Origin of the sequence: Mesorhizobium sp. M8A.F.Ca.ET.218.01.1.1, assembly GCF_004791165.1 — a bacterium.
Lineage (GTDB): Bacteria > Pseudomonadota > Alphaproteobacteria > Rhizobiales > Rhizobiaceae > Mesorhizobium.
Genome location: NZ_SRUZ01000007.1, coordinates 1 through 25,223, shown reverse-complemented (window position 1 = coordinate 25,223; position 25,223 = coordinate 1). Strand labels below are relative to the sequence as shown.

Annotated in this window: 26 protein-coding genes; 17 read left to right on the top strand and 9 right to left on the bottom strand. The window is 65.5% G+C overall.

All coding sequences use genetic code 11. From position 1 onward, the window contains the following. Positions 1 to 293 precede the first annotated feature (293 nt). Together EN861_RS23885 and EN861_RS23880 are read left to right on the top strand one after the other, a co-directional pair. Positions 294 to 1,463 (top strand): DUF1972 domain-containing protein, encoded by a 1,170-nt coding sequence (locus EN861_RS23885; protein ID WP_135865939.1) that lies wholly within the window; start codon positions 294 to 296, stop codon positions 1,461 to 1,463. After that, positions 1,460 to 2,728: a cellulase family glycosylhydrolase gene (locus EN861_RS23880; RefSeq protein ID WP_135865937.1), complete on the top strand. Its 1,269-nt coding sequence runs from the start codon at positions 1,460 to 1,462 to the stop codon at positions 2,726 to 2,728. Before EN861_RS23885 ends, EN861_RS23880 begins: the two co-directional genes overlap by 4 nt. Positions 2,729 to 2,931: 203 nt before the next feature. Here the strand turns inward: EN861_RS23880 and EN861_RS23875 are convergent, their stop codons facing one another. Both EN861_RS23875 and EN861_RS23870 read right to left on the bottom strand, forming a co-directional pair. Further along, positions 2,932 to 4,272 (bottom strand): VpsF family polysaccharide biosynthesis protein, encoded by a 1,341-nt coding sequence (locus tag EN861_RS23875; protein ID WP_135865935.1) that lies wholly within the window; start codon positions 4,270 to 4,272, stop codon positions 2,932 to 2,934. Position 4,273: 1 nt separating this feature from the next. Beyond that, positions 4,274 to 6,358, bottom strand: a complete 2,085-nt coding sequence (locus EN861_RS23870; protein ID WP_189343713.1) for a Wzz/FepE/Etk N-terminal domain-containing protein — start codon at positions 6,356 to 6,358, stop codon at positions 4,274 to 4,276. Positions 6,359 to 6,689: 331 nt separating this feature from the next. Between EN861_RS23870 and EN861_RS23865 the strand changes: the two genes are divergently transcribed. The 4 genes from EN861_RS23865 to EN861_RS23850 all read left to right on the top strand — a co-directional run bounded on the left by EN861_RS23865 (position 6,690) and on the right by EN861_RS23850 (position 10,204). Continuing rightward, positions 6,690 to 8,213 carry a formyl transferase gene (locus tag EN861_RS23865; RefSeq protein ID WP_135865931.1) on the top strand — a complete coding sequence of 508 codons (1,524 nt, stop codon included), beginning with the start codon at positions 6,690 to 6,692 and terminating at the stop codon, positions 8,211 to 8,213. A gap of 99 nt (positions 8,214 to 8,312) precedes the next feature. Continuing rightward, positions 8,313 to 9,521, top strand: coding sequence for an NAD(P)/FAD-dependent oxidoreductase (locus tag EN861_RS23860; protein ID WP_189343712.1), 1,209 nt, complete (start codon positions 8,313 to 8,315; stop codon positions 9,519 to 9,521). A gap of 218 nt (positions 9,522 to 9,739) precedes the next feature. Beyond that, a complete protein-coding gene (locus EN861_RS23855) occupies positions 9,740 to 9,943 on the top strand; it encodes a hypothetical protein (protein WP_127870229.1) in 204 nt (67 codons plus the stop codon). Between the two features lie 66 nt (positions 9,944 to 10,009). Continuing rightward, positions 10,010 to 10,204, top strand: coding sequence for a hypothetical protein (locus EN861_RS23850; protein WP_127870228.1), 195 nt, complete (start codon positions 10,010 to 10,012; stop codon positions 10,202 to 10,204). Between the two features lie 95 nt (positions 10,205 to 10,299). On the opposite strand, the gene EN861_RS23845 is transcribed toward EN861_RS23850, so the two are convergent. Continuing rightward, the gene (locus EN861_RS23845; protein ID WP_135865929.1) at positions 10,300 to 10,500 is read right to left on the bottom strand and encodes a hypothetical protein; all 201 of its coding nucleotides are present in this window, start codon (positions 10,498 to 10,500) and stop codon (positions 10,300 to 10,302) included. Positions 10,501 to 10,594: 94 nt separating this feature from the next. Between EN861_RS23845 and EN861_RS23840 the strand changes: the two genes are divergently transcribed. The 4 genes from EN861_RS23840 (at position 10,595) to EN861_RS23830 (ending at position 13,864) form a co-directional block, all read left to right on the top strand. Then, on the top strand, positions 10,595 to 11,626 hold the full coding sequence (locus EN861_RS23840) for a hydroxyacid dehydrogenase (protein ID WP_135865927.1): 1,032 nt from the start codon (positions 10,595 to 10,597) through the stop codon (positions 11,624 to 11,626). A gap of 317 nt (positions 11,627 to 11,943) precedes the next feature. Continuing rightward, entirely contained in the window at positions 11,944 to 12,033 is a 90-nt protein-coding gene (locus tag EN861_RS35540; protein WP_189343711.1) for a putative RiPP precursor, read from the top strand. A gap of 373 nt (positions 12,034 to 12,406) precedes the next feature. Further along, positions 12,407 to 13,150 (top strand): helix-turn-helix transcriptional regulator, encoded by a 744-nt coding sequence (locus tag EN861_RS23835; RefSeq protein WP_135865925.1) that lies wholly within the window; start codon positions 12,407 to 12,409, stop codon positions 13,148 to 13,150. A 48-nt stretch (positions 13,151 to 13,198) separates the two neighbouring features. Next, positions 13,199 to 13,864, top strand: coding sequence for a GntR family transcriptional regulator (locus tag EN861_RS23830; RefSeq protein ID WP_135865923.1), 666 nt, complete (start codon positions 13,199 to 13,201; stop codon positions 13,862 to 13,864). A 46-nt stretch (positions 13,865 to 13,910) separates the two neighbouring features. Here the strand turns inward: EN861_RS23830 and EN861_RS23825 are convergent, their stop codons facing one another. Beyond that, positions 13,911 to 14,912: an NADP-dependent oxidoreductase gene (locus EN861_RS23825; RefSeq protein WP_135865920.1), complete on the bottom strand. Its 1,002-nt coding sequence runs from the start codon at positions 14,910 to 14,912 to the stop codon at positions 13,911 to 13,913. 152 nt (positions 14,913 to 15,064) lie between these two features. Here EN861_RS23825 and EN861_RS23820 point away from each other — a divergent pair, with 152 nt between their 5' ends. From EN861_RS23820 to EN861_RS23810, 3 genes are all read left to right on the top strand, one after another. Then, positions 15,065 to 15,652 carry a TetR/AcrR family transcriptional regulator gene (locus EN861_RS23820; RefSeq protein ID WP_135865918.1) on the top strand — a complete coding sequence of 196 codons (588 nt, stop codon included), beginning with the start codon at positions 15,065 to 15,067 and terminating at the stop codon, positions 15,650 to 15,652. A 509-nt stretch (positions 15,653 to 16,161) separates the two neighbouring features. Beyond that, a complete protein-coding gene (locus EN861_RS23815) occupies positions 16,162 to 16,464 on the top strand; it encodes a hypothetical protein (protein ID WP_127281324.1) in 303 nt (100 codons plus the stop codon). A gap of 350 nt (positions 16,465 to 16,814) precedes the next feature. Then, complete coding sequence (locus tag EN861_RS23810) at positions 16,815 to 18,842, top strand: acyltransferase family protein (RefSeq protein ID WP_135865914.1); 2,028 nt, start codon at positions 16,815 to 16,817, stop codon at positions 18,840 to 18,842. Between the two features lie 90 nt (positions 18,843 to 18,932). Here the strand turns inward: EN861_RS23810 and EN861_RS23805 are convergent, their stop codons facing one another. Continuing rightward, positions 18,933 to 19,793, bottom strand: a complete 861-nt coding sequence (locus EN861_RS23805) for an NmrA family NAD(P)-binding protein (protein WP_127870220.1) — start codon at positions 19,791 to 19,793, stop codon at positions 18,933 to 18,935. Between the two features lie 213 nt (positions 19,794 to 20,006). Here EN861_RS23805 and EN861_RS23800 point away from each other — a divergent pair, with 213 nt between their 5' ends. Then, positions 20,007 to 20,327, top strand: coding sequence for a hypothetical protein (locus EN861_RS23800; protein ID WP_135865911.1), 321 nt, complete (start codon positions 20,007 to 20,009; stop codon positions 20,325 to 20,327). A gap of 82 nt (positions 20,328 to 20,409) precedes the next feature. On the opposite strand, the gene EN861_RS23795 is transcribed toward EN861_RS23800, so the two are convergent. The 3 genes from EN861_RS23795 to EN861_RS23785 form a co-directional block, all read right to left on the bottom strand. Next, a complete protein-coding gene (locus EN861_RS23795) occupies positions 20,410 to 21,003 on the bottom strand; it encodes a DUF6456 domain-containing protein (RefSeq protein ID WP_135865909.1) in 594 nt (197 codons plus the stop codon). 240 nt (positions 21,004 to 21,243) lie between these two features. Next, on the bottom strand, positions 21,244 to 21,549 hold the full coding sequence (locus EN861_RS23790) for a hypothetical protein (RefSeq protein ID WP_127280331.1): 306 nt from the start codon (positions 21,547 to 21,549) through the stop codon (positions 21,244 to 21,246). Further along, positions 21,470 to 22,132 carry a DUF1376 domain-containing protein gene (locus EN861_RS23785; RefSeq protein ID WP_135865907.1) on the bottom strand — a complete coding sequence of 221 codons (663 nt, stop codon included), beginning with the start codon at positions 22,130 to 22,132 and terminating at the stop codon, positions 21,470 to 21,472. Before EN861_RS23785 ends, EN861_RS23790 begins: the two co-directional genes overlap by 80 nt. A gap of 92 nt (positions 22,133 to 22,224) precedes the next feature. Between EN861_RS23785 and EN861_RS23780 the strand changes: the two genes are divergently transcribed. Continuing rightward, positions 22,225 to 22,506 carry a DUF982 domain-containing protein gene (locus EN861_RS23780; protein WP_135865905.1) on the top strand — a complete coding sequence of 94 codons (282 nt, stop codon included), beginning with the start codon at positions 22,225 to 22,227 and terminating at the stop codon, positions 22,504 to 22,506. Between the two features lie 36 nt (positions 22,507 to 22,542). Beyond that, positions 22,543 to 22,905, top strand: a complete 363-nt coding sequence (locus tag EN861_RS23775) for a DUF982 domain-containing protein (protein WP_127280334.1) — start codon at positions 22,543 to 22,545, stop codon at positions 22,903 to 22,905. Between the two features lie 153 nt (positions 22,906 to 23,058). On the opposite strand, the gene EN861_RS23770 is transcribed toward EN861_RS23775, so the two are convergent. Beyond that, positions 23,059 to 23,685: a GcrA family cell cycle regulator gene (locus EN861_RS23770; protein ID WP_135865900.1), complete on the bottom strand. Its 627-nt coding sequence runs from the start codon at positions 23,683 to 23,685 to the stop codon at positions 23,059 to 23,061. Positions 23,686 to 24,273: 588 nt separating this feature from the next. Here EN861_RS23770 and EN861_RS23760 point away from each other — a divergent pair. Next, the gene (locus EN861_RS23760) at positions 24,274 to 24,969 is read left to right on the top strand and encodes a helix-turn-helix transcriptional regulator (RefSeq protein ID WP_167531332.1); all 696 of its coding nucleotides are present in this window, start codon (positions 24,274 to 24,276) and stop codon (positions 24,967 to 24,969) included. Positions 24,970 to 25,223 lie beyond the last annotated feature (254 nt).

The following is a 25,223-nucleotide window of genomic DNA, read 5'->3' as shown; positions in this document are numbered from 1 at the left end:
CTCCAATGCTGCACGCCCTCCGCCGATTCTGGCGCGCAGAAGTCCACGAGCAAGGATCGTGCCGGGCCTGGTTTGACCGTCTTCCGGCCGCCAGGTCCCGGCAATGCCTCGTTTCGATACATACGCATGGAAGGTTGACCGATAGTGAAACAACCCCGGCGGCCGGAAGAAATATTTTACAACCCGGTGCGATAATGGCGCCAACCCCGAGTCTGGCATGAATATCGCTCGGCCAAGGTTTCGAGATTAGGAGAGCCTCGCATTGCGGATCGAGCGGACTTGAAAGCGCCACTATGAGACCGGAGACGCCCACCATCCTGATCCTTGGGACGCGCGGCATTCCCGCGGCCCATGGCGGCTTTGAGACCTTCGCCGAGAAGCTGGCGCTGTTTCTTGCCGGGCGCGGCTGGAAGGTCGGCGTCTACTGCCAGGAGGAGGTCGAGCGGGTCGACCGGAGAGTGCGCGTCGACACCTGGAAAGGCATCGATCTGATCCATGTCCAGGTCGCCTCGAAAGGCCCGCGCGCGACGCTGGAGTTCGACTGGCAATGCGTGCTCGACGCCGCCCGCCGGCCCGGCGTCTGCCTGGTGCTCGGCTATAATGGCGCTGTCTTCCTGACCTGGCTGAGGCTGATGCGGCGCAAGATCATCACCAACATGGACGGCATCGAGTGGCGCCGGCCCAAATGGGGTGTGGCGGCGCGCACATGGTTCTGGCTCAACGAGTGGATCGGCGCCTGGGCCTCGCACCGTCTGGTCGCCGACCATCCGGTGATCGCGGATCACCTGGCGACGCGCCGGCCGCGCAACGCCATAGCCACCATCACCTATGGCGCCGACCCGGTGACAGCGGCGCCGGAGGCGCCGGTGCGCGCGCTCGGCCTCGAGCCCGGCAAATACCTTATCTCGATCGCGCGCATCGAGCCCGACAACAACATCCTGCCCATCGTCGAGGCGTTCTGCAGCCAGAAGCGCGACATGAAGCTGGTGGTTCTGGGCACGCTCTCCCCTGAAATTCCCTATCATGTCGCCGTCCGCGAGGCAGCCAACGCCTCGGTCGTGCTGCCCGGCGCCATTTACGACCAGGCGGCGGTGAAGGCGCTGCGTTTTCACGCGCGCGCCTATCTGCATGGCCACACCGTCGGCGGCACCAACCCGTCGCTGGTCGAGGCGCTGGCCGCCGGCAACATGGTGATCGCCCACGACAACCCCTACAACAGATGGACCGCGGGCGCGGCCGCCATCTATTTCACCGATGCGCGCAGCTGCGCCGAGCGGATGCGGCAGGCGATGGAGGATGACGCCCTGGTCAGGACCTGCGGCGCGGCCGCCAGGGCTCGCGCCAACGAAGTCTTCCGCTGGGACGATGTCCTGCTTGCCTATGAAACCGAAGCCTACCGGCTTCTGGGCGTGACCGCCGCCGGCGCCATGCCGGTCGATCGCCCCTCGCCCGGCGCCGTATGACGGGTTGGTCGCGACGGCGGCTGCTGAGGACCGCGCTGTCGACGGCGCTGGCGCCCGCCACGGCGGCGCTTTCTTTCGCGCCACCCGCTTTGGCCGCCACTGGCGAATGGCGCTTTCGCCGCGGCGTCAATGCCTGGCCCTGGTTCGCACTGACGCGCGAGTTTCCCGCGCCGCGCACCGACTATGCCTGGCCGCCCTTCCAGTCGCAGCGGCCGGTGCCGACACCGGACGACCTTCGCCGGCTGCGCCGGACCGGGCTCGATTTCATCCGCCTGCCGGTCGATCCCGGCCCCTTCCTCGCCGCCGACGCCGCCACGCGCGCGAAATTGATGGCGATGCTGGACGATGCCGTCGCGGCCGCCCTCGATGCCGACCTCGGCATCATCGTCAACGTGCAGGCCAACGGCGCCACCCATTACTGGAATCCCGACCGCATGGTCTCCAGCACCGCCGCCCCCGAATTCGCAGCCTATCGCGCGCTGGTCGGCACGCTTGCCGGCAGGCTGCAGCGCTTCGCACAGGGCATGGTGGCGCTGGAACCGGTCAACGAGCCGCCGCAATCCTGCTCTTCCAATGTCTGGTCGAACGTCCAGGCGGCCCTTTTGACGGCTGCCAGGGCATCGTCGTCGGCCTTGCCGCTGGTCGTCACCGGCGGCTGCGGCTCGATGGTGAGCGGGCTCGCCGCGCTCGACCCGGAACCGCTGGCGGCCTTCGAGCCGATCCTGTTCACCTTCCACTTCTACGAACCCTATCTGTTCAGCCACCAGGGCGCGCCCTGGATGCGCGAGCCCGTCTACCGCGCGCTGAACAACGTGCCATGGCCGGCTTCCGCCGGTTCGCTCGAACAGACGCTGGCCTCCGTCAGGGCGCGCATGGCTGATGACATCGACACCTCCGAAGCGGACAAGCAGGCCGCCTATGTCGAAACCGAACGCGTGCTGAAGGTCTATTTCGACGCCAGGCCCGACCGCTGGTTCATCGACAAATATATCGGCCAGGCGCGCGACTGGGCCGACAGCCACGGCATCGCGCCTGGCCGAGTCATCATGGGCGAATTCGGCGCGCTGCGCACCGACGCCCGATACGTCGCCGCCCCCAACCCCGACCGTGCCCGCTACATCGCCGATGTCAGGCAGAGCGCCGAGGCATCAGGCTTCCCCTGGGCCTTCTGGGACCTCTTCGACGGCATGGGCATGATGGACGACACGACGCGCGCGCTCGACCCGGCGATGGTGGATGCGCTGGGGTTGAGGATGGCGGGGTAGGTTGCCGTCCCACACGGGCAATCGTCGAGTTCCTTCACGCCCCCCTCTGTCCTTCCGGACATCTCCCCCACGAGGGGGGAGATCGGAGGCACGTCCGCCTTCGCCAATCGCCTATGCTGCAAGAGAGAGCCAGCGTAGAAGCCGCCAATCTCCCCCCTCGTGGGGGAGATGCCCGGCAGGGCAGAGGGGGGCGCCGTAGAGCGCTACCCTTGCAACCGTTGTACTCCTCGCCCCATCGCCCTTGCCGGCCGGTACAGCACCAGCGCGATTACCACGAACTTGGTCATCAGCGTCGTCTTGGACGCCAGGCTTTCGGAGGTGTTGAGCAGGATCAGCCAGCCCAGCATCGTCAGCCAGATGCCGGGATGGCAGCGGCGCGCCACTTCGTGCATGAACAGTACGAAGCCGAGAAACAACAGCAAGGTGAAGAAGGCGCCCTGATAGAGCACCAGGCGGATGATCGGGTTCTCGATGCCCTGTTCGAGGCCGTTGATACGGCGCAGGCTTTCGATGAGATCGATATCGGGCCCCACGATCAGGTCGCGCAGTTCGAAATGCTTGAACAGCTCGAACATTTCGACGCGGGCATTGGCGCTGCCGCTGTCCGACACGAAGCGTTCCAGCAGCGCGTCGAAGAAACCGTAGGAGAACAGCATGGCGAGCACGACCGGCAGCAGCGAGCAGAGCACGACCGCGAGGGCGGCACCCGGCAGGCTGATGCGTCCTCGCCGCAGATAGACGACGCCGCTGAAAAGCAGGTAGATGCCGCCGAGCGCGATCGTCGTCACCATCGCCGAGCGCCCGCCGAACACGACCAGCGCCGAGCATTGCAGGCCGACCAGCCCGAGCCGCATCGGCATGGACAGCGATCGCGAGCCCGAAAGCAGCGCCAGCACGTAGATCGCGGTGATCGTGGCGTTGGACAGCGGATGGCCCTGAAGCGCCGTCGAGCGCAGGTCGTTCATGAACACCTCGCCGTCGAGCCGGTAGGGAAAGACCAGCGTCTTGGTGGCGAACTCGAACAGCGCCAGCAGCGCGTTCGCGGTCATGACCGCGTGAACGACGGTCCGCATCCGGGCGAACGTCCTTTCGTCGTCCTCGGCCAGCATCATCACCAGCAGCGCCGGCGCCACGAAAGTGTCGATCATGCCGGCCATGCCGGGGCGCTGCCTGACGATGACAACGACCAGCAGCATGATCGACATGACGGCCAGCAGCGCGCTCGCCGGCCGCCTGTCGGCTATGGCCAGCGTGTAGCCGACCGGGTTGCCGAAGGTGCAGGCGCGCCAGGCAAACATCAGCACGAGCAGATAGGTCGAGGGATGGATCTTGGTCGCCGGATTGCCGGTCAGGCCGTCGTAATTGTAGCCCACCAGCCACAGCATGCCGCCCGAGATGCTGAATAGCAACGCGACAACCGCGACCAGGCCGTAGCCGGTCACCCAGTCGAGCGAGTTGCCGGCGGGGCGAGTGGCCGCGACTTGACCCTGGCCGGCCCAGCCGGCTGGGGTGGCGGACCGGGCGGCACCCCGCATGGCAGCCATGTCAGGCCGCCTCGTCGACCAGCAAGGCGCCGGTCGGCAACCGCCCCATGACGGAAATGGCCTGCGAAGCCGCCGTGACATCGCGCATCGGCGTCGCGTTGAGCGTGGCGACAAGCACGATCTCGTCGACCATGGCAACCAGCGGCGAGGCGTTGAGATTGTCGGCCAGCGCGCCGCCGTCGACGATGACGAGTTCGAAATTGCGGCTCGCCTGGGCCAGCATGTGCTGCGTGAAATAGACGCCCTGCGCCTCGGAGAAGGCAGCCTTTGGCCGGCCCTTGCCCAGCACCGCCACGTTGCTGCCGGGCGCGTACTGGCTCAGCGCCTCGAAGGCATATTCGCCGCGCAGCACGTCGAGCAGGCCGGGCTGCGGCTCCTTCTGGCCGCCGCCGGCACTGTTGGTGTCGATGAACAGGACACGGCTGCCCCTGGCGGCCGCCGCGTTGGCCAGCAGGCGCGCCACCCGGCCCCGCTGCGCGGCGTCCTCTGGCGCTGACGTCAGCAGGACGGATGGCACCAGCGGCCAGTCCGGCGGACGCCGGCTGGAAGAGAACAGGCGTCTCAGCGCCAGCCCGGCGACGGCGTCCATCTTCTGTCCGGCCGGCGTGGTGGTGCCGCCGAAAGGCCACCAGCCGCGGCGCGCCGATCTTGCCGGCAGCACGCCCACCACGGGCGCGTCGATGGCCGATTGCATCTGCGCGCTGGAAAGCACCGTCGGCGATGAATATTCCGCGATCAGAGCGAGGCCGGTACCCAGCCCCAGACCGCCGAAGAACGCGCCGAATACCAGCAGCAACAGCGGCGGCCAGCTCTTCTTCAGCGCCGGCATGGCGTCGGAGATGATGCGCGCATTGGTGCTGTCGACATTGACCTGCTCGCGCGTTTCCTGCGCCCGTTGCAGATAGGTTGCGTAAACGGAGCGCACCGCCTCGAGATCGCGCTGCAATTCGCGCAGCTTGACCGAGGCCTGGTCGGTGTCGAGCGACTTGCTCTTCATGCCCGCGACCTTGGCCTCCAGCGCCTGCTGGTTGGCCAGTGCCCGCTCATAGTCGGTTTCGGCGGCGGCGACGATGCGGCCGAGTTCGCGCGCGATGAGCTGGCGCGTGTCGCGTAGCTGCTGCTGGGCCGCCATCATCGAGGGATGGCGCGGCCCGAGTTCCGTGCCGAGTTGCGAGACCTGGTCGACAAGCGTCGCCTCCTGCGCCCGCAGGCTCGAAATCACCGCCGAGCGCATCGCCTCCGAGGTCGCGTCCGGTGCGCCGCCGGACCGGCGCAACTGGTCGACCTGCGCCTTCAGCGTCGCGGTGCGGCTTTGCGCGGCCGCGAGCTGCGTGTTGATCTCGGTCAGTTCCTGGTCGCTGACCAGATTGCCCGCGGCCATCACCATGTTGTTGGCGGACTTGTAGGCCTCGACCGCATTCTCGGCCCGCTGGACGCGCTTGCGCTGCTCTTCCAGCCGCGCGGTGATGGAGTCGGAAGCATCCGTGGCCATCTTGGCGCGCGCGCTCGCCTGGTCGGCGAGGTAGGCCTGCGCGATGGCATTGGCGAGCTTCGCCGCCTTGTCGGCGCTCTTGGCGGTGACGATCACGTCGAGGACCAGCACCTTGTCGGCCCGCTTGACCGCCAGCCGCCGGCGCAGCGCATCGAGTGTCTTGCCCGTCTTGTCGGTCTCGGCCGACCCCGAACCCAGCACGCCGCCGAGCAAATGGCTCAGCAATCCGCCCTGCCCGTTGAATTCGGGATCCTCGGTCAGGTTGGTTGCCGCAATAGCCCTGAGCAGCACGCCGCTCGACTGGACGACGGCAACCTGGCTTTCCACCATGGTGATGCCGCCATCGGGCGGAACCCGGCTCGGATTGACGTCGTTGGTGACCACCTGCAGGTCTTGCGGATCGACGATGATTTCCGCCACGGAGCTGTAGAGCGCCGGCGTGAACAGTCCGTAGAGCAGCGCCCCAAGGGTCAGCAGCGCGGCGGTGGCGAGGATCAGGAAGCGGCGGCGCACCAATATGCGCTTCAGGTCACCCAGCTCGACGCTCGAGGATGGATAGGACGCGGCCGGTGGTGGCTCCGGCGCATATTGCATCACCTCCGGAGCGTGTTGTTGCGGCAACGAGAGCAGGGATGATTGCAAAGGTCGCTCCGACAACACTCCGTGTGCCCCAAAAGATTAAATTGCGGCTTCAGCCTAGCTATTACTCCAACTGTTAAAACACTGTTAATTATGTTGGGAGCTCTTCTGATTTCTGGCACGGAGTTTGCGTAGCAAAGACACGGGCCGTGTTGACAGGGCGCAAGCGAGCGGGAAACGAATGGAAATGGAGCGCCACCTGTCTCCAGTCCGACCGTTGCCCATCTCTCGTGCCCGAAATCGAACACCGGCCAGTTACCGACCATCAGAATTCTAGGGGTGCGACATGCAGGTGAGCCTGCGCCTGGACAGCGACTGCCTCCGTGCTTTTCACCTGCTGCTGCTGCAGCGCCTGGCGGCGCTCGCCAATGTCGAGGTCAGCGTCGACGCACGCCCGCGCGGAAGCGGCGTCCCAGGCAGCATAGCCGCGCTGTTCCAGCTTGAAACGGTCATCCATGGCTTGCCCGCCGACGGGTTGGCCAAGCGCCTGCCACTGTCGGCGCTGGCACCATACCGCACCCAGCCGCGCGCCGCGCCGGACCTCGTGCTCGACCTGTGCGGCGACGCGCGGCAGGAGGCAACGCGCGTCTGGCGTGTGACCTATGACGGCGCCGCCGGCGAAGCCGCCCTTTTGGCGTCGATCCTCGATGGCCGGACGCCGCTGGCCCGCATCGAGGAGAACGGCGCCGTCGTCGCCGAAGGGCGGCTCGGAACCGAATATGGCGGCATCGCGCTTGCCGCCTTCCAGGACATGCTGGCGCGCACCGCGAGCCTGATCCTGGCGGCGGTGACGGGGGCTGCACGCGGCGCCCTGCCCGTCCTGCCCGAGCCGGCGGACGGCAGGCCTGCGCCGTCGCTGCCCTCGGCCGGCAAGCTCGGCGTCAGGGCGGGCAAGGCGCTGGCGCGGCGCATCGTCCAGAAGATCTACCATCTCTGCTACAACGCCCCGCACTGGAAGGTCGGCTGGCGCGAGACGGACGGGCGGGACCTGTTCGATCTGCGCGCCCATCCGGCATCGGGCTGGCAAGAGCTGCCCGACGACGGCAGCCGCTTCTACGCCGATCCGTTCCCGATCCTTTACCAGGGACAGGTAACCCTGTTCGTCGAGGATTATATCCACCGTCTGGGCCGCGCCATCATCTCGGCGGTGCCGTTCGGCCCGTCGGGGCCGATCGGCCGCCCGGAGCCGGTGCTCGACCTGCCCTACCACCTGTCCTACCCCTTCGTCTTCGAGCGTGACGGCGAGGTCTGGATGGTGCCCGAAAGCTGCGCCAACCGCACGGTCGATCTCTACCGCGCCACCGCCTTCCCCGGTGGATGGGTGAAGGAGGCGACGCTGCTGTCCGATATCGTCGCCAGCGACGCCACCCTGGTCGAGCATGGCGGCATGTGGTGGCTGTTCGCCACCGTCCGGGACGGTGAAGGCACCGCGAGGGACGGTGGCGGCGCGTTCTCCGATGAACTGCATCTGTGGTCGGCGCCGGACTTTCGCGGTCCCTGGACGCCGCATCCCAAAAATCCGGTGCTGATCGACATCGCCTCGGCGCGGCCGGCCGGACGCATGGTGGAACGCGATGGCCAGTTGCTGCGCCCGGTGCAGGACTGCCGCAGGAGCTACGGCGGCGCCCTTGGCATCGCACGCGTCACTCACCTTGATTTGAACGGCATGGACCAGCTTGTCGAGACCATCTTAACTCCTGGCGCGCTATGGAGTGGACGCAAGCTGCACACGCTCAACGAGGCGGGCGGCCTGGAATTCATCGATGGCTCGGCGATCGCGCCGCGCTGGAAACAGAAGAGGCGGCCGTAGTTAACCTAAACGTTTGTTGCTACCAGCCACCCGCGCTGGTTGCTTGAGGTTGATCAGGGTCCGGAAGATATATTCCACCACAGATTGTGGAGACAGAAGATGACGAGCATGAAGGGCAGCGAGATGACCACCGTCGAGGCTGTCCCGGCCGAAGTCGACGTGGCGATCGTTGGCGCCGGAATGGCGGGCACGACCCTGGCAATGGTTCTGGGAAAGTCCGGGCGCAAGGTAGCGCTGATCGACCCGCACCGCGTCCATCACGACGAGTTCAGGGCCGAGAAGATCGGCATGGATCAGATGCGGCTCTTCGCGAGGCTCGATCTCGAAGAGACGGTCATGCGCCACGTCACCTCGGTGACCGACGTCCACGTCTTTCGCCTGGGCCAGCTGTTCGCCCGCGAGCAGAAGTGGGAATACACGTTTTCCTACGGCTCGATGATCAACGGCCTGCGCGACGCGCTGCCGCGCGAAGTGCCGATCACGGTCGGCAAGGTCGCCGAGGTCTCGACCGGGCCGGACCGGCAGCGCCTGGTGCTGGCCGACGGCAGGGTCATCAATTCCCGCCTGCTGGTGGTGGCCACCGGTTACAGCGAAGCGGTGCGGCGCGCCATCGGCGTCGAGCGCGTCGAGCTGTCGAAGGCGCATTCGCTCTCGATGGGCTTCGACCTCGCCATTCCGCGGGACGAATGCGCCTTCCCGGCCGTCACCTGCTACGGCAAGCGGGCGGCGGACCGCGTTGCCTATCTCACCGTTTTTCCGCTCGGCGACAAGATGCGGGCCAACATGTTCGTCTATCACACCGTGGCCGACCAATGGACGAGGGATTTCCGGTCCGATCCGCAGAAGATGCTTTGTGAGTTGATGCCCGAAATATCGGCGCAATGCGGCAACTTCGCTGTCGCGAGTCCCGTCGAGGTCCGGCAGGTCAATCTGACCACGACGCAGGGCCATCGCCGCGATGGGGTCGTCTTCATTGGCGACGCGTTCTGTACGACATGCCCGACACCCGGCGTCGGCATCGGGCGGGTCATGGTCGACGTCGAGCGCCTCTCCTCGGTCCACATCCCCGCCTGGCTCGAAACACCAGGCATGGCGGCCGACAAGATCGCCACCTTCTATGACGACCCGGTCAAGGTGGCCTCCGACGAGACCGGCATGCGTGTGAGCGTCTACGCCAAGCAGATCACCACCGAAACCGGACTGGAATGGCGCGCGCGGCGCCTGCGCAACAACACGGCACGCCGGCTGATGATCATTGGCCGCAAGGTGCGCCATTTGGGATTGCGGCGCGAGCCGGGGCTGGCCTGAGGGGCTTCCCACCCTTCATCGCCATCGAAGGCACTTCCCTGGTGCTATCCGGGGGACAGCGCCTCTTCCGTCCTCCCTCCCCGCGAGAGGAGGAAGCAGAAGGAAAGCGCCGGAGCGCTTCTCCAGCACAACGACATAGCGCTGAAAAAAGCAGATCCAACGCCGTTCAGTCGGAACCAGCGGCGCGCCGACAGGTTATGCCCGCAGGAGATCCTGTCATGGTCAAGAATATCGACCGCGCGTTGCAGGATGCTATTCTGGCGATGCGCATTCTTCGCAAATCCATCATTGATCATGGGCACATGGAAGCCATGGCCGAATTCGACGGCTTGATGAGCGTGACCATATCCGAGGCCGAGCGCGAACTGACCCGCTGGCAGGCCGGTCATCGCGCCAAGCGGTCAGGCCAGGCAAAATCCTGACGCGATCGCGCGCGGCTGGCATCCGCTGGAACCTTGCCGCACACGGTTGGTTTCAGGGAATGTGACATGCCGGCGGAGAACGAAGTGGCCCGATTGGTCGACAAGCAAAAGCTTGAGAGAGCGGATCGCGAGTCGCGGATTATCCTCGACGCCGAGCGGCAGGCCCGCGACGCAAAGACCGCCCGCCTTCGCAAGCAGCGGCTGTCCGCCGAGCCAAGCGAGGAGCAACAGAAGCCCGCACCGCCAAAGCGGCGCAGGTGACGGCGTGTTCTTGCCGCAAAAGCAAAAGGCGCGATCGACCGATCGCGCCTTTGTTTCGGCAGGCGAATGCCTTCAGGCTCGCCCGGCGGTTTCAGTCATTGCGGCGGCGGCAAATTTGAAGGTCCAGCGAGCGCGGTGACGGCGGAAAGCCGTTCGCGCTTTTGCCAGGTTGGCTTCTCGTATTTCTTCATTTGCTGTTGCCCCCTTTGTTGAATAGCGCAGAGAAGACCGGCTTCGCCGCGAATGTCAATTGCGTCAGGACGGCTGTCGCGATTTTGAGCGAAACGTTCCTGCACCGAGTAAATCGGTCTGCCGTGCTTTTAAATCCGCTGGTCCGGGATAGATTTAGGACCGAGAAAGCGCCACAAGCCGCTTCGGGAGGATCTTGCCATGTCAGACATCGCCTTGCCGCTGGTCATCAGCGCGCCCGAGCCGCGCACGCTCGAGCTGATCTTCACGCCGCCGCAGCTGGCGCGGCTCAGGGCGCATTACCGCATCGTCGAGACGACGCCGGACGGCGTGGCGCGACTGCCGGCCGGGGTGCTGGCCGAGGCCCGCTACATCGTCGGCCAACCGCCGATCTCGCCGCAGACGCTTGAAGCGATGCGGGCGCTGCGCTGTGTCTTCAACGTCGAGAGCAATCTCCTCGACAACATGCCCTATGAAACGCTGTTCGCACGCGGCATCCATGTCGTCACGACGGGCCTGGTTTTCGCCGAGCCGGTGGCGGAGCTGGGCCTGGCCATGGCGCTCAACCTTGCCCGCGGCATCGTCGACGCCGACCTCGCTTTCCGCCAGGGGCAGGAGCTGTGGGGCGGCGACGGCAACCGGACCGCGCGGCTGCTTTCGGGCGCCGATGTCGGCATCATCGGCTTCGGCGACCTCGGCCGCGCGCTCAACCGCCTGCTGTCGGGCTTCCGCACCCGCACCAAGGTGTTCGACCCCTGGCTGCCGCCATCGATCCTGAGGGAAAATGGCGTCGAGCCGGCTGCGCTGGACGAGGTGCTGTCGCAAAGCGACTTCGTCTTCGTCGTTGCCTCGGTCACCTCCGAAAACCAGGGATTTCTCGGCGCCGATGCTTTCGCCAGGATGCGCAAGGGCGCCGCCTTCATCCTGCTCAGCCGTGCCGGCGTCGTCGATTTCCCCGCCTTGATGGCTGCGGTGAAGAGCGGCCACATCCTTGCCGCCAGCGACGTCTTTCCCGAAGAGCCGCTGGCGGGCGACCATCCGGTGCGCACGCTCCCTGGCTTCCTGCGCTCCGCCCACCGCGCCGGCGCCCTCGACATCGCCTTCAAGCGCATGGGCGACATGGTGCTGGAAGACATGGACCTGATCGACCGCGGCCTGCCGCCGCTGCGCTCCAAACGCGCCGAGCGCGAGACGGTGTCGAGGATGCGCTCGAAGCCGTCCGACAGGAACTAGTCCCGGCCTATCCCCATGCCGGGACCGGCAGCCAGGCACGAGACAATCGCCGGGATTGTCGGCTTTCGCGTCTGTTATGCGTGATTTTGGCATCAGCAAGAGCTAAAACATCGACGATGCATGCTCCCTGGAGGTGAAACGTTTTGACTTCGCCCTTCCTTTTGCGTCAGATTCGACGGGCAAGCCTAGGCAAAGGGAACGAAAATGAAGAAAAGCTATGCCAAGCCGACACTTCTGAAGCGCCAGAAACTGTCCACGGTCACGGCGGTTTCCTGTCTTTCGCCGTGCAAGGCCGCTTGAATCGAGGGGATAGGGCCATGAAGAAAACCTACGCCAAGCCGACGCTCTTGAAGCGCGAGAAACTGTCGGCGGTTACCGCGGGTATCTGCACCTCGATTTGTATCTGAATCGAAGGCCTGAAACCTGAGGGATATGCGAGGTCTCGCGTCCTGGCGCGAGACGACTTCGACGATCCGCAAGGCCCGAGAGCCGTTTCCCCTGAGTTGCCAGGCTGAGTTGCCGGGCCTCCTGTTGTGATGGAACGATCGCGGCGCCGGCAGGTTTTGCAAATGGCCGGGCGGTAAGAAGCCCGGCGTACTCCAGAAGGCCCGTCACGAGTCGCGTCGGTGGCGGGCCTTTCCATGTCGGCCCGCAAGCAGCGATTTTTGCAGCGATATTGGCCGAAGGTCCCCTTTCGCGCCCGAGCGATGTTGTGCGAGATTGGCGCAATATCAGCAATTGCTTGAATAATGGTCCGGACGTCTTCGGGGGGACGGTGTCGTGCCAATTCGCAGGAATCTTGCCGCGAATCTCAAACGGCTGGTCAGCGGCCACGCGTCGGTGAGCGCCGTCTGCCGCGGATTGAACATGAACCGCTCGCAGTTCGAGCGCTACCTGCAAGGCAAGAGCTTGCCCAACAGGGCCACGGCGAGGCTGATCTGCGATTATTTCCGCATCGACGAGGATGAATTGTACCGCGCGCCGGAAGCCGAGGCGCAGCGATTTGTCAGTCTGTCGCCGATACATGAAACGCTTTACGCCAACATGGTGCGCGGCCCCTGCCCCGCCATCGCCGGCGGCACCTACTTCACCTACTTCGCGGTTCCCGGCCGCCCGGATCTGTTGATGCGGTCGGTCACCTTCGTGCGGCGCCAGGCGGAGCTGGTGACGTTCCGGCGTGTGACCCGGTGGGCCGAGGGCAATCGCCAGGGCGGCGCGCGCGCGCTCGGCTGGCACTATGGCGTGGCGATCTCACGCCTGAACTGGATCTATTTCACCGCCATCAACCGCCGCCAGAGCGGCGAGCCATCGATCATGGCCGTGCAATGGGCGCCCTTCTCCGAACCGGTCCTGGTCGGCCGGGCCTTCGTCCTGACGGGAGCGGGGCCGGCCTGTTTGCCGGTCATCATGCGCCAGGAAGTCGGCAGGATCAGCCTGCGGCAGGCGATGCGGATGTCCGGCGTCGTCAGCCTCGACGACCCGCGCCTCGACCCGCTTGTGGCCAGTCTCGCGCGCGAAGGCTAGAGTGGTCGGGGCCAATGATGATTTGGCCGGGCCAACGAAAGAGTCGCGATGCTCAACACGGTCGACTATGGCGGCAAGGAAGCCGATATCGTCCACGCGCTGGAGGAAGACATCATCTTCGGCCGGCTGGCGCCCGGCACGCGCCTGGTCGAGGACGTGCTTCTGGCCCGTTTCCCGGTCTCGCGCCACACCATCCGCCAGGCCCTCTACCAGCTGGAAAGGCTCGGCGTCGCCACGCGCGAGCGCAACAAGGGCGCCATGGTGCGCCGGCTCGCGCCCGAAGAGGTCCGCCAGATCTACGAGGTACGCGAGATGCTGCAGCGCCAGGCCGCGCTGATGATCCGCCTGCCGGCGAGCGACGCGCTGATCGCGGAATTGACCGAGATCCACCACGTCTACAGCGGCCATGTCGACGCGGGCTACCTCAGGGGCATCCACGAGGCCAATGACCGTTTCCATCTCACCATGTTCTCGGCCTGCGGCAATGCCTATCTGGTGTCGTCGATCGAGCACTATATGCGCCTCAGCCTGCCGGTGCGGGCGAATTCCCTGGCCGACCGGGACAAGCTCGACATCTCGCGCCAGCACCATCTGATGATGATCGAGGCGCTGAAACGCAGCGACAATTGGGTCTTGGCGCAGCTCTGCGTTGACCACCTGCAGCCGAGCAAGGCGTTCTATCTCCAGGAGATCGAGACAGGGCCGGCGCTCTAGCCAACCGGGCATCGCCGCGAATTGGGTCGTGCGGCTCCCGACCGTCCTACCGGACCTTCACGACCACCTTGCCCTTGGCACGTCCCGTTTCGACATAGGCCAAGGCCTCGTTGGTCTGTTCGAACGCAAAGGTCCGGTCCATGACCGGGTGTATGATGCCGGCTTCGATGAGCGACGTGATCCGGCTCAGCTGGTCGCCCTGCGCCCACATGAACAGGAAGGAATAGTCGACACCGGCGCGTTTGGCCCCGCGGCGTATGCCGAGGCTGAGCAACCACAGCACCAGCTTCAGCGCGATATTCAGGCCTTGCTTGCTGGCGAACCCGGGATCCGGCGGACCGGAGATGGAAATCAGCTTCCCGCCCGGCTTCAACACGCGCAGCGATTTCTCGAGCGTCTTGGCATCCTGGCTGTTCACGACCACGTCATAGCCCTCCAGGACCTTCTCGAAATCGTCCCTGCGGTAGTCGACGACGACATCGGCGCCGAGACTTTTCACCAGGTCCATGCTCGCCGCGCTCGCCGTTGTCGCAACCGTCGCGCCGAGATGCTTCGCCAGTTGGATGGCAAACGTGCCAACCCCGCCGGAGCCAGCCTGGATGAAGACCTTCTGGTCTTTCCTCAGCCCTGCCCTTTCGACCAGCACTTGCCAGGCGGTCAGGCCGACCAGCGGAATGGAGGCCGCCTGCTCCATGCTGAGGTTTTTCGGCTTCAGGGCCACGTCGGCCTCATCCATGGCGATGAATTCGGCGAATGCCCCGATCCGGCCGTCGCGCGGCCGTGCATAGACTTCGTCGCCGGCTTTGAACTTGCGGACCTTCGATCCGGCCCGCACGACGATGCCGGCCACGTCGTGGCCCAGGATGAAGGGCGGCCGATAAGGCACTATAAGTTTGAACTCCCCGTCCCGGAGCTTGGAATCCAGAAGGTTCACGCCGGCGGCGTGGACCTCGACCAGCACATCATTGTCCCGCAGTTCGGGTTCCGGCATGTCGGCGAGCCGCAGCGCGCCCTTCTTCTGATATTTGTCGACGACAAAGGCTTTCATCGTATTGGCTCTCTCGCGATTGCGGTCTTGCCGCTATGCGTTTTCATTTTGATGCTCCAGAACCCGTCGGGGCTAGCTTTCTTCCGTCGATTGAATTATGTTCGTAATATCAGATTATGGTCATAATGCAATAGAGCATGGAAAGGAAGGACATGCGTTACGAAAAGGGCCGCAAGGACGCATCGCGCGGCCGGATCATGGAGGTCGCCACGCAACGGTTCCGGAGCGACGGCATCGCCGCCTCCGGACTGGCAAGCATCATGAGCGACGCCGGACTGACCAACGGCGCCTTCTATCCCCACTTTCCCTCCAAGGCGGCACTTGTTCGCGAATGCGTGGCGGCGGCGCTGGAGGGCCAGTCAGGCCAGATCGCCGGGGTGTTGGCCTCCGGCGGCCTGGAGACGGCCATAGATGCCTATCTGTCGGCGCAGCACCGCGACAATCCGGGCATGGGCTGCGCTTCCGCCGCCCTGTTGCCGGAAATCGCGCGGGAGCAGCCGGAAACGCGACAGCTCTACACCGAACGCCTGATGACTTTGGTGCGGCAGGTGTCGGCCGCTCTCCCGCCGCATGCAAGCGATCCGGAGGCTGTGGCATTCGGCATCTTGGCGACGCTCATCGGCGCGCTTCAACTGGCCCGCGCGGTGGAGGGCGCGGAGTTGTCGGATCGCATCCTGGCGGCCGGGGCGGATGCGGCCCGGTCACTGGCGCAGCCGCGCGGAGGCGACGCCGCGCAGTAGAGGATTGGACGGCCAACCTCCCGCTGGGCCAGGGCTGCCGGGCCGGAGCCGGCCGAGGCCAATGCAACCATGGCTGCAAAAACAGGCATGGAACGCTGAAACTTTCCGGCGGCCGTCCTCGTTGCTGCGCGATCGCCTCGCGGGCGATCAAGACCCTCCACTCAATGCCCCGCCGGCTCGCCGGCGGGGTTTTTTTCCGCCGCCGAACGGCCATGTCCGGGGCCTCCGGAACCATCCACCAATCGCGAAGTTGTCCAAGCGGCCGCAGGCCTGGCCGACTCCAGTGGCACGCCGCGATTGGCGGCGGAAGAAAGTTGGCTGATTCAAGCAATTTCCGGGGTTACGCTGGATTACCTTGGAATTTCGCAAAGCGTTCAAATTTTTCTGGAATATATTTTGACCTGTTTGGAGAATTTTCGCCTGAAAATCCGGAACTTCCGGGCAAAGTTTTTCGTTGAAAGCTTGATCGTTGCTTCGACGATCACAAAGCAACAGGGAAGGACCCAATCATGAACATCAAGATGATCTGTCTTGGCGTAATGGCGCTTTCAATGGCCACCGGTTCGGCTCTCGCAGGATCCAACAAGGGAACGTCCGCTCTTGATGATCCTGCCAAGATGAAGCCGTTCTACACGGATTCCGGCATGAAGACGATGGTTGGCAAGGACGCCTTCGTCACAGCCTGGAAGGCGCTGACGCCCGAAGACCAGATGGCTATGAAGACCGCCTGCGCAGACGAGGTCAAGAACGCCAGCCCGACCAACACGCATCCGGAATTCTGCAGCAGCGTGAAATTGAACGGCGGCAGCTGACAACGTGCCGCGGCCCTGGAGACAGCCCCGCTCGCGGGGCTGTTTTTTGTGAATGCCGCCGCTTTGCCTTGCCGCCCCTGCGCGCCCTCGCCGGGCTCGCCCCACCGAATGATGCTAACGTCGTCGAAGGCGAGCCGTTGCGATCGGTTCCGCCTGCGTTCAGCCTGACGCCGCGAGTTTGTTCCCGTCGATCGACACGGTCGCCCTGCTTCCATGAAGCGGCAAAATCGCCTCTCCTTGTTCTGGCCATGTTGCACTGCGAAAGATTTGTTGCATTGCGATAGCGGCCCGTCCGGCCGAGATTGGCAAGAGCTGGACCTTGGGGGGCTGGGCTGCACCAAGGAGGCCTCGTGGCGGCATCGTTTCGGCCTGATATACAGGGCTTGCGCGCGCTGGCGGTCGGCGGCGTCGTCGCCTATCATTTCGGCCTCACGGCGCTGCCCGGCGGCTTTGCCGGCGTCGATATCTTCTTCGTCATTTCCGGCTGGCTGATATCAACGCATTTGATGCAGGAGATCACGGAGACCGGCCGGCTCGACCTGTGGCGCTTTTATGCCAGGCGCGCCCGGCGCCTGCTGCCGGCCGCCATCTTCGTCATCCTGGCCACGCTCGCCGCCGGCGCCTTCATCCTGGCGCCGCAGGAACAGGCGCTCTATTCGCGCGGCGCGATGTATGCGGCGGCCTACACCATCAATTTGTGGCTGCTGCGCTGGTCGTTCGACTATTTCGCCGCCGATGCCTTGAGCAACCCCTTCATTCACTTCTGGTCGCTGTCGGTGGAGGAGCAGTTCTACCTCGTCTGGCCGGCACTGCTAGTCTTCGCCGCCTGGCTGCATCCGGGCCGGCGCATGGTGGTGGCCGTGATCGGCATCGTCGGCGTCGCCTCCTTCGCCGCCTGCCAGTGGCTCACCAGCCTCTCGCCGGCCTGGGCCTTCTACTTCTCGCCGCTGCGCGCCTGGGAATTCGCCGCCGGCGGCCTGGCGACGTTCGCCTCACCCGCTTTGTGGCGGCATCAGTCCTGGCTGCGGGCGGCACAGGGGTGGCTCGGCCTGGCGCTGATCGCCGTCGCCTATCTCGCCTTGAGCGAAGACCTGCCCTTCCCCGGCTGGTACGCGCTGTTGCCGGTGGCCGGCACCGTGCTGGTGCTCCTGAGCGGTGCCGGCGAGCAGGGCGACGCTCCAGGCGGCACCCGTTGGCAGGCCCTGGCGCCCGCCGCCATGCTCTCGCTGGCACCCCTGCAGTGGGTCGGCACACTCTCCTATTCGCTCTATCTCTGGCACTGGCCCATCATCGTCTATGCCGGCATGCTGGAGCCGGACCTCGGCGTGGCGCAGCGCCTCGGCTGCGCCGTGCTGGCGCTGGCGCTGTCGGCGGCTACCTACCGGCTGATCGAGAACCCGGCGCGGCGCGGCGACTGGCTGGCGGCCGCCGCACGCGCCTTTCGGTTCAACGCCGGCGCGGGTGCAAAACCGCTTCGGCTTTTTCCAGGGCTTGCCCTCGCCCCGGCCCTTGTGCTGACCGCCGCCGGCGTGGCGGCGGCCTACGCCAACGCGCATCTGGCGACGCGCAACATCGACCCCACCCAGCGCGGCATCGAGGAGGCGGCCGAACAGCCTTCCATCGCGCGCGCCGTCGACAAGAACTGCCTGCTCGACTTCCACACGGTGAAACCGAAACCTTGCACCTTCGGCTCGGCCGACGCCGCCCACACCATCGTGCTGTTCGGCGATTCGCATGCCGACCACTGGTCGACGCCGCTGGTCGCGGCGGCAAAACGCAACGACACCAAAGTGGTCACCTACCTCAAATCCTCGTGCCGCGCTTCGCGGCTGCCGACCTTCAACGCCGTGCTCAAGCGCGACTACACCGAATGCGACGCATGGCGCGAACAGGCGATCTCAGACATCATCCGCCGCAAGCCGCGGCTGGTGGTGATCTCGGAATTCTCGATCGGCAATCTGACGCGCGACATGTCCGCCGCCAGCCGCAAGGCCGAGACCGCGCGCTGGCAGGCCGGCCTGCGCTCCACGCTGCAGGCCTTCAGCAAGGCCGGTGTCGAAACCGCCGTCATCCGCGACACGCCGATCGGCGGCAGCTTCGCGGACGCCTGCGTTGCCCGCGCGCTGTGGTGGCGCGAGGCGCCGTCGCTGTGCGACACGCCGAGGGCGCAGGCCGCCAATGACGACGTCGCGGCCGCCGAGCGGGCCGTGGTGAAAAGCGTGCCAGACACGCTCTATGTCGACCTGACCGACCGCTTCTGCGGCCCGACCGAATGCCACGTGTTCATCGGCGGCAAGCTCGCCTTCCGCGACCGCCATCATCTGGCGACGGCGTTTGCCGAGACGCTGGAAGGACCGCTGGAAAAGGCCCTGTTTTGATGGACTTGGCTCCCTTCTCCCCGTTCACGGGGAGGAGGTGCCGGCAGGCGCGGCGTTTGTCCTTTGCTCATTCAACCGGCCCGTGCCAAATCAGCCAGCCCCCACCAAATCAGCCACATATCGCTCCAGCGTCACCTTCCCGCGCTCCGGCCTGGTCGGCGGATCATAGGTGTCGTCGACCGTTACCTCCGTCATGCGCGCATAGGATTGCGCGGCTTCAGGCGAAAACCCCATGTCCTCGAACGCGTCCACCCAACGCTCGCGTGGCGCCGAGACCACGCTGACCTGCCTGCCGAGCGCCTCGCCAAAGGCCGCGGCGACATCCCTGGCCGTGTAACGCGACGGTCCTTCGACATGATGCAGGCCGTTCTTATCCGGCGGCTCCATCAACAAGCGCGCCGCCGCTTCGCCGAGGTCGCGTGGCGCCACCATCGGCAGTTCGAAATCCGCCGGGAGAAGCGTGTTGACCACGCCGTCACGCCTGGCGGTCTCCAGCGAGGCATCCCAGTTGCTCATGTAATAGGCGGCGCGGATAATGCTGGCCGCGATGGGCTGACGATGCAGCTTTTCTTCCAGCCCATGCAGGATGGTCAGGTCGCCGGTGCGTTCGCCGGCCCGTGCGCCATAGGTCGATTCCGCCACGACCTTCTCCAGCCCCGAACCGTCCAGCGCCGCGGCGATCGCAGCCACCGTCCTGCGCTCCTGGGCATCCGTGTCGGTCGAAGGATCGGCAGGCGGATTGAGCAGGAATGCCCTTGTGCCGCGCCTGAACACGCCACGCAGCGCCTCGACATCAAGCACGTCGGCCACTGCCACCTCGGCGCCGTGCGCGGCCAAAGCCGCCGCCTTGGCCTCGTCGCGCGTCACCACCGTGACCGGTTCGCCCAGCCGCAGGAGCGTCGCTGCCGTCGCCGAGCCGACACGCCCGGTACCGCCAAGAATGATATTCATGGTCCAATCTCCCTTCCTGGTTGCATATAGGGGAAATGGATAGTGGCGGCCGAGGTTCAAAATGTGCCTCACCATGCTGACAGGTGCGGCCAAGCTCCGCGAGAGGTGCTTCCGCCGCCACGACATAGGGTGCGAACCCATCGATCCACCGATTTATGGGAACAGGGTCGCGTCCCCGGCGTTTATTAGACACACCTTACAGAGGAGGTTGTCATGAAAAAACTCTTGCTTGCATCGGTGATAGCAGTCGCTTCGGCGGTGGCGGTAATCGCTCCCGCCAATGCCTCCAGCATCACGCTCGGCATCGGGAACGGCTATGATGACGATTACTACGTTCCCAGACATCGCTACTATCGCGACTACTCCGACTATGGCCCGTATTACGGCCGCAACCACTACCGTTACAGCATGTATAACGACGGCTATCGGCCGCGTTACTACGGCATGTACCATCATCGTTGCCAAACCGAGTTGGTGAAGCATTGGCGGCATCACCACCGCCTGATTGAGCGAGTGCGCGTCTGCCGCTATTGACCGTTCAAACTGATCCGGCCGGCATCTGACCGGCCGGATAAACATTGCGAATTTGCCGGTACGCATCGCTGGCCGGGCGGTGCTAGCGCCCCATCATCATTCCATAGTGCACGGCCAGCAGATCCAGCCCCACCTTCAAGAGCTTCGTCACCACATCGCGTCCGTCGCCATCCTGCTCGGCCACGGTCTTCACTGGCTGCTCCAGGCACACGACCTTTTGCACGATTGCCGCGACGTCCCAATGCCCGAGCGCCCGTGTCGCGGCGGCGTGCGCACGGCCGGCGTTGAGCACGCTGTCGGCGATGCCGCCGCCAGCGCGGCCGCCGTCAACCCGCTCCGTCCAGCGCATCGGCTTGATATCGGCCTGCTGGCTGCACCGGAAATGCTCGCGGTAGCGCAGGCCGGCCTCGCGCTGCTGGCGCGACAGCGAGGTGATGCCGAGAAGCGGATCGACATTGCGCACCCGCACGATGCCGCCGGTGGACGTGTGGCCGTCATTCGACACCTCGTAGACGCGACGCGCCTCCGCCGTGCCTGACGTCAGCCGCTTGCGACCGAAGGCATCGTCCCTCAGCGCGAAATCATGACCGACCTCGCGGCGGATGCGCACCTGCTCGGCCTCGCCCTTCGGCAGCTTCGGCGCCTGCGGTTTGGCGGCTTTGGTTTTCTTGGGCATGCGGTGGCTCCTTTTTGGGGGTCGGGGTGTGTTTTCCAAGAGAGGTCGCGATCCTTCGCGCCCCCCTCTGCCCTGCCGGGCATCTCCCTCTTGGGGGGAGATTGGCTGCGTCGTCGGTACCGCTTTTCCTGCTACGCCGGAGATCGGCGAAAGCAGTAGCGACATCCGATCTCCCCCCAAGAGGGGGAGATGGCCGGCAGGCCAGAGGGGGGCGCTGTCCCTCGGACCTGTCGGATATGATCATCCCGTCAACTGTTTTGCCGGCGCTTGCCCACCCCGCCGCGCCAGCAGCTCCCGCATCACCTTGCGCTCGCGCACTTCGATGCAGAGCTGCGCGCTCGAAGGACAGAACTGCGCGTTTCCGCTCCTCACCTCGCCGCGCACGAAGCGCTGGATGGCGGCCTGCAGATCGGCCAGCTCGGCATCCCTGACGGCGCCGAGATAGCCGCGCAGCTGCATCTCGACATCAGTCAGGGCGGATTGCGGGAAGCAGGAGAACAGTGCCGCCAGCGCCTTCGTCGCCTGCTGCAGTTCGGCCGTGGTCATATCCGCGGATCTCCTCGATGATGGCGTTGGCGGCGTCGCTGTGGGTTTTCGGCCTGATCCAGCCCCGCGGTTTTTTGCGCTGGCCCGGGCCGCGCGATCCCGAAGCCGCCTCACGGCCCCCGATCGAAATCCCCGGTCCTTCGCGCGCCCCGCGCGCTGAAAAAGCGGAAGCTTTTTCCATCTGGTTTCTGGACTCTGGAGAATGCCGCGCCAAAACATCGGCATTTGCCCTGGCATGCGCCTTTGCTTTCAAGGCGGTGGCGGCTCCGCCGCGCGCGCCGGCGGCCGCCCTCGCCTCGCTCTTCAGCCGCGCCTTGCGCAGCTCCTTCGTCAGCCTCCCGTGGCCGATCTCCCCACCCTCGCGCTCGAAGAAGGCCAGCAGCTCGGCGCTGATCGCCCGCCATCGTTTCAAAGGCAGGCGCGCCACGCGCGCCAGCCTGGCGTCATCGTCGGGCAAGCTCCCGCCGGCATTCCACATTGCCATGAGAAGCAGCATGTAGGCGCCGATCTGCTCGGTCGAGAGCTGCAACGTGTCGCCGACGAAATCGGAGACGTAGAGCTGCATGAAAGGCCGTTCGCTCATGCCGCGCTCCATGCCGTGCTTCCAGCCGCGCCAATGGAACCAGCCCCCGGTCCGGACGTTGTGACGCGTCCAAACCAAGGAGAGGACTGCCGATGACGGCCTTCATGCCGGTGACCCTGCGTTTCTGCGACAACAAGACCATGCTGGTCGGCTCGGTGGCCGACGCGGCGACCGCGCTTCGTCACCAATGGCCCGACAAGACCGCGCCGGCCTATCTCGAGGCGGCACGGCTTGTCAGGCTCGCTGTCGAGGGCACTTGCTGTCCGCGCCCCGCCTTCGAAGCCTTCCGCGAGGCGGCCAGGCAACAGGGCATATTGGTGGCCAAGCCAAGAAGCCGCGCGCATGAATGGCTCGACGCCGCTGCGAGCCCCTGAGACGGCGATGCAACCGCCTGCCAGCCTTGTGCGTTTATGAGCGTCGGCTTGAAAGCCGCGCCTGGACCGAAGGTGAACGCCGTGGGTACGATGAAAACCGGAGTGCCGCTCAAAGTGTCCCTGGACGGACATGTCGAGGAGATCGAGACCGTCAGCGACGCCGCCGATTTCCTGCAGCGCTGGCCGATCGAGCGGCGGGGCCATGTCTACCGCAGCGCGCTCAACGCCTGCAGCGCGGCCATCGCGGCGCAGATCTCGCAATCCGACGCGATCAAAGTGTTCACCGGCTTTGCCCGCGTTACCGGCATACTGGTTGCCGGAGGCGGCCCAGGGATGGTGCTGGAGCCGCGCACCGTACAGAGCCGCCAGCCCAAACAGGGCCGCCAGGTGCCGAAATAGCGGTGCCGCGCGATAGTTGTTCAAGGCAATTCTCCCAATATTTCGCGGAGCGTCCTTTTGGCGCCCGCTGAAGCTCCAATTACATTATGTCGGCGCCGCCCTCATCCGCCTGCCGGCACCTCCTCCCCGTGACCGGGAGAAGGGATCAACCCTTCAGCCGGCCTCGCAAACACGACGCTGGAAGCGTGCCTGATGGTAGGTGCAGTAGCTTTTCATCGCCCTGGTGCGCATGCCGCAGCACAGCATCTCCTGGCCAGGCCGCCCGCCGGGCGCATCATTTCGAGGATCGTCCTCCAGCGTCAGGTCGAGCGGCGCGCGGCAGCGGTTGAACAGGCAGTCGATGAAGCGCATGGCCACGCCATGCGGCTGCCGGCCGATGGCACCGCGTGGCGGCGCGGGTACCTTGAAACGGTAGGTTTGCCCATCGGCGATCAGCACGCCCGCCTCGCGCTGGAAAAGCCTCGGCCGGACGGGCGAAGGAGCCCGCTTCGGCCGCATGGCGGGTTTGGCCGGCTGCGGGGTGGCACCGGCACGGCTGGTTTCCGCCTTGGCGGCGCGGCTCGCCGCCTTGGCCATCGCCGTGCGCGCCGCCAGGCCCTTGCCATTAGCAAAGCCGATCGCGCCAAGCATGGCGTTGCGGTGGACGATGCCGATAATGGCGTTGCGCGATACGCGCGCGCCGCGCTGTACGCTGAACGCCGCCGCAATCCTCGAGGCCGAAAGCCCGTCCCTCAGCCAGCCGGCAATCGCCTGCAATTCGCTGTCGCTATAGCTTGCCATGTCCGTCTCCATTGCGCGGCCAGCGGCCGCCGCGCACGGCGCCGTCAGGCAAGCGTCGGGGGTTGCCCACAGCCGCCATGGGCGGTGCCGGCCGTGGTCCGGCCTGTCGGCCGTTGGGATTGCTGTGGAAGGGCTGCTTTCAGCCCGGCCGGCCGACGGGCGCGGCAAGGCGCGCAAGGCGCGCCCGCGCAGTGTCCCTGTCGGGTGCGGAAACCGCCCTGCCCGTTGTCGGCTCGTCAGGGATGACGGTGCGGTCCTGCGTGCGAATCAGGGAACAAGCCGCGGGCGGGTCGAATGGGGGGGCCGGAGCCGCGGGGAGCGGCGGCTCCGGCCGTTCCGGCCGCCGCTGAAGGGCGGACCGGACGCGAGGCCGATGCGTCAAGGCAATCGGCTTCGCGCTTCGCCCCGGCCGGGGAGAAGGACAGCCGGGACGGAAGGGAAAGGGCGGCGCCCGGCAAGGCCGGGCCGGAGGCGTTGTCGACTCTGAGAGGGTTGAGCTTTTGCATGAGGTGATATAAGCATAACTCAAAAATTGATGCAAGCCAATCTTTCATGGACGAAAGCAGGACTTGTCGGTCACATGAGGCCATGGTGAAAACGCAACTGTCGATCAGGGTCGGAGCCGCGATCCGCCAGGCACGCAAGCAGCGCGGCCTGGTCATGCGCCACATCGCCGAGCACAACGACACCGATGTCGCCGCCGTCGGCAACTGGGAAACCGGGCGCAACCTGCCCAAGACCGAGAACCTGTTGAAGACCGCCGCCTTCCTGCGTGTCGACCCCGTGGCGCTGGGCCAAGGGCAGGTCGTCTTCCTCGACGATGCCGGCCCGGTGGCGGACGCCGAGATCGTCACCGATGCCGGCCCCCTGCCGGCCGGAGCGATGGATATTCCGGTGCTGGGCGCCGCCGTCGGCGGTGATGACGGCGACTTCACCTTCAACGGCGAACCGGCAGGATACGTCCAGCGTCCGCCGGGAGTCCGCAACCTGCCGAAAGTGTTCGCGCTGCACGTGCTCTCGGATTCCATGGTGCCGCGTTATGAACCCGGCGACATGATCTATTGCGGCGGCCGCGACGCGGTGCCGGGCGACCATGTCGTGATCGAGACCTTCCCGGAAGAGAACGAGAAGAACGGCAAGGCCTTCATCAAGAAACTGGTCCGGCGCACGGCGGGCGAGCTGGTGGTCGAGCAGTACAATCCGCCCAAGACGCTGACCTTCAACCGCTACGCCATCAAGCAGGTCTGGCGCGTCATCCCGCTGAAGGAACTGCTGGGGTATTAGGAGCGCCTGCCTTTCCGGATCCAGGCCGCCCTCACCGGCACGCCGGCGTTCTTAACCGTTGATATTTGGCGAAACCATCCGCAACAGCTTACTTTCTCCCCGTCTCTATACGGGGAGAAATGTCCGGTGTCCGAACCGGATAGATAGGTAACAGAATGGACCGATAGCATGGGTGACAGTTTTCTTGTCCGCCGGGAGGACCGGCGATGGTTTGGCGAGAAACTGGGATCATGGACGAGCGGCTACGGTTTGTT

Bases quoted from the DNA above. Each gene is read 5' to 3' on its own strand.
- EN861_RS23800 (WP_135865911.1), top strand. From the start codon at position 20,007: ATGAAAAAACTCTTGCTTGCATCGGTGATAGCAGTCGCTTCGGCGGTG.
- EN861_RS23770 (WP_135865900.1), bottom strand. From the start codon at position 23,685: ATGGCAAGCTATAGCGACAGCGAATTGCAGGCGATTGCCGGCTGGCTG.
- EN861_RS23855 (WP_127870229.1), top strand. From the start codon at position 9,740: ATGGTCAAGAATATCGACCGCGCGTTGCAGGATGCTATTCTGGCGATG.
- EN861_RS23785 (WP_135865907.1), bottom strand. From the start codon at position 22,132: ATGAGCGAACGGCCTTTCATGCAGCTCTACGTCTCCGATTTCGTCGGC.
- EN861_RS23885 (WP_135865939.1), top strand. From the start codon at position 294: ATGAGACCGGAGACGCCCACCATCCTGATCCTTGGGACGCGCGGCATT.
- EN861_RS23825 (WP_135865920.1), bottom strand. From the start codon at position 14,912: ATGAAAGCCTTTGTCGTCGACAAATATCAGAAGAAGGGCGCGCTGCGG.
- EN861_RS23780 (WP_135865905.1), top strand. From the start codon at position 22,225: ATGACGGCCTTCATGCCGGTGACCCTGCGTTTCTGCGACAACAAGACC.
- EN861_RS23795 (WP_135865909.1), bottom strand. From the start codon at position 21,003: ATGCCCAAGAAAACCAAAGCCGCCAAACCGCAGGCGCCGAAGCTGCCG.
- EN861_RS23775 (WP_127280334.1), top strand. From the start codon at position 22,543: ATGAGCGTCGGCTTGAAAGCCGCGCCTGGACCGAAGGTGAACGCCGTG.
- EN861_RS23860 (WP_189343712.1), top strand. From the start codon at position 8,313: ATGACGAGCATGAAGGGCAGCGAGATGACCACCGTCGAGGCTGTCCCG.
- EN861_RS23865 (WP_135865931.1), top strand. From the start codon at position 6,690: ATGCAGGTGAGCCTGCGCCTGGACAGCGACTGCCTCCGTGCTTTTCAC.
- EN861_RS23805 (WP_127870220.1), bottom strand. From the start codon at position 19,793: ATGAATATCATTCTTGGCGGTACCGGGCGTGTCGGCTCGGCGACGGCA.
- EN861_RS23850 (WP_127870228.1), top strand. From the start codon at position 10,010: ATGCCGGCGGAGAACGAAGTGGCCCGATTGGTCGACAAGCAAAAGCTT.
- EN861_RS23830 (WP_135865923.1), top strand. From the start codon at position 13,199: ATGCTCAACACGGTCGACTATGGCGGCAAGGAAGCCGATATCGTCCAC.
- EN861_RS23870 (WP_189343713.1), bottom strand. From the start codon at position 6,358: ATGCAATATGCGCCGGAGCCACCACCGGCCGCGTCCTATCCATCCTCG.
- EN861_RS23880 (WP_135865937.1), top strand. From the start codon at position 1,460: ATGACGGGTTGGTCGCGACGGCGGCTGCTGAGGACCGCGCTGTCGACG.
- EN861_RS23815 (WP_127281324.1), top strand. From the start codon at position 16,162: ATGAACATCAAGATGATCTGTCTTGGCGTAATGGCGCTTTCAATGGCC.
- EN861_RS23875 (WP_135865935.1), bottom strand. From the start codon at position 4,272: ATGGCTGCCATGCGGGGTGCCGCCCGGTCCGCCACCCCAGCCGGCTGG.
- EN861_RS35540 (WP_189343711.1), top strand. From the start codon at position 11,944: ATGAAGAAAACCTACGCCAAGCCGACGCTCTTGAAGCGCGAGAAACTG.
- EN861_RS23790 (WP_127280331.1), bottom strand. From the start codon at position 21,549: ATGACCACGGCCGAACTGCAGCAGGCGACGAAGGCGCTGGCGGCACTG.
- EN861_RS23820 (WP_135865918.1), top strand. From the start codon at position 15,065: ATGCGTTACGAAAAGGGCCGCAAGGACGCATCGCGCGGCCGGATCATG.
- EN861_RS23760 (WP_167531332.1), top strand. From the start codon at position 24,274: ATGGTGAAAACGCAACTGTCGATCAGGGTCGGAGCCGCGATCCGCCAG.
- EN861_RS23840 (WP_135865927.1), top strand. From the start codon at position 10,595: ATGTCAGACATCGCCTTGCCGCTGGTCATCAGCGCGCCCGAGCCGCGC.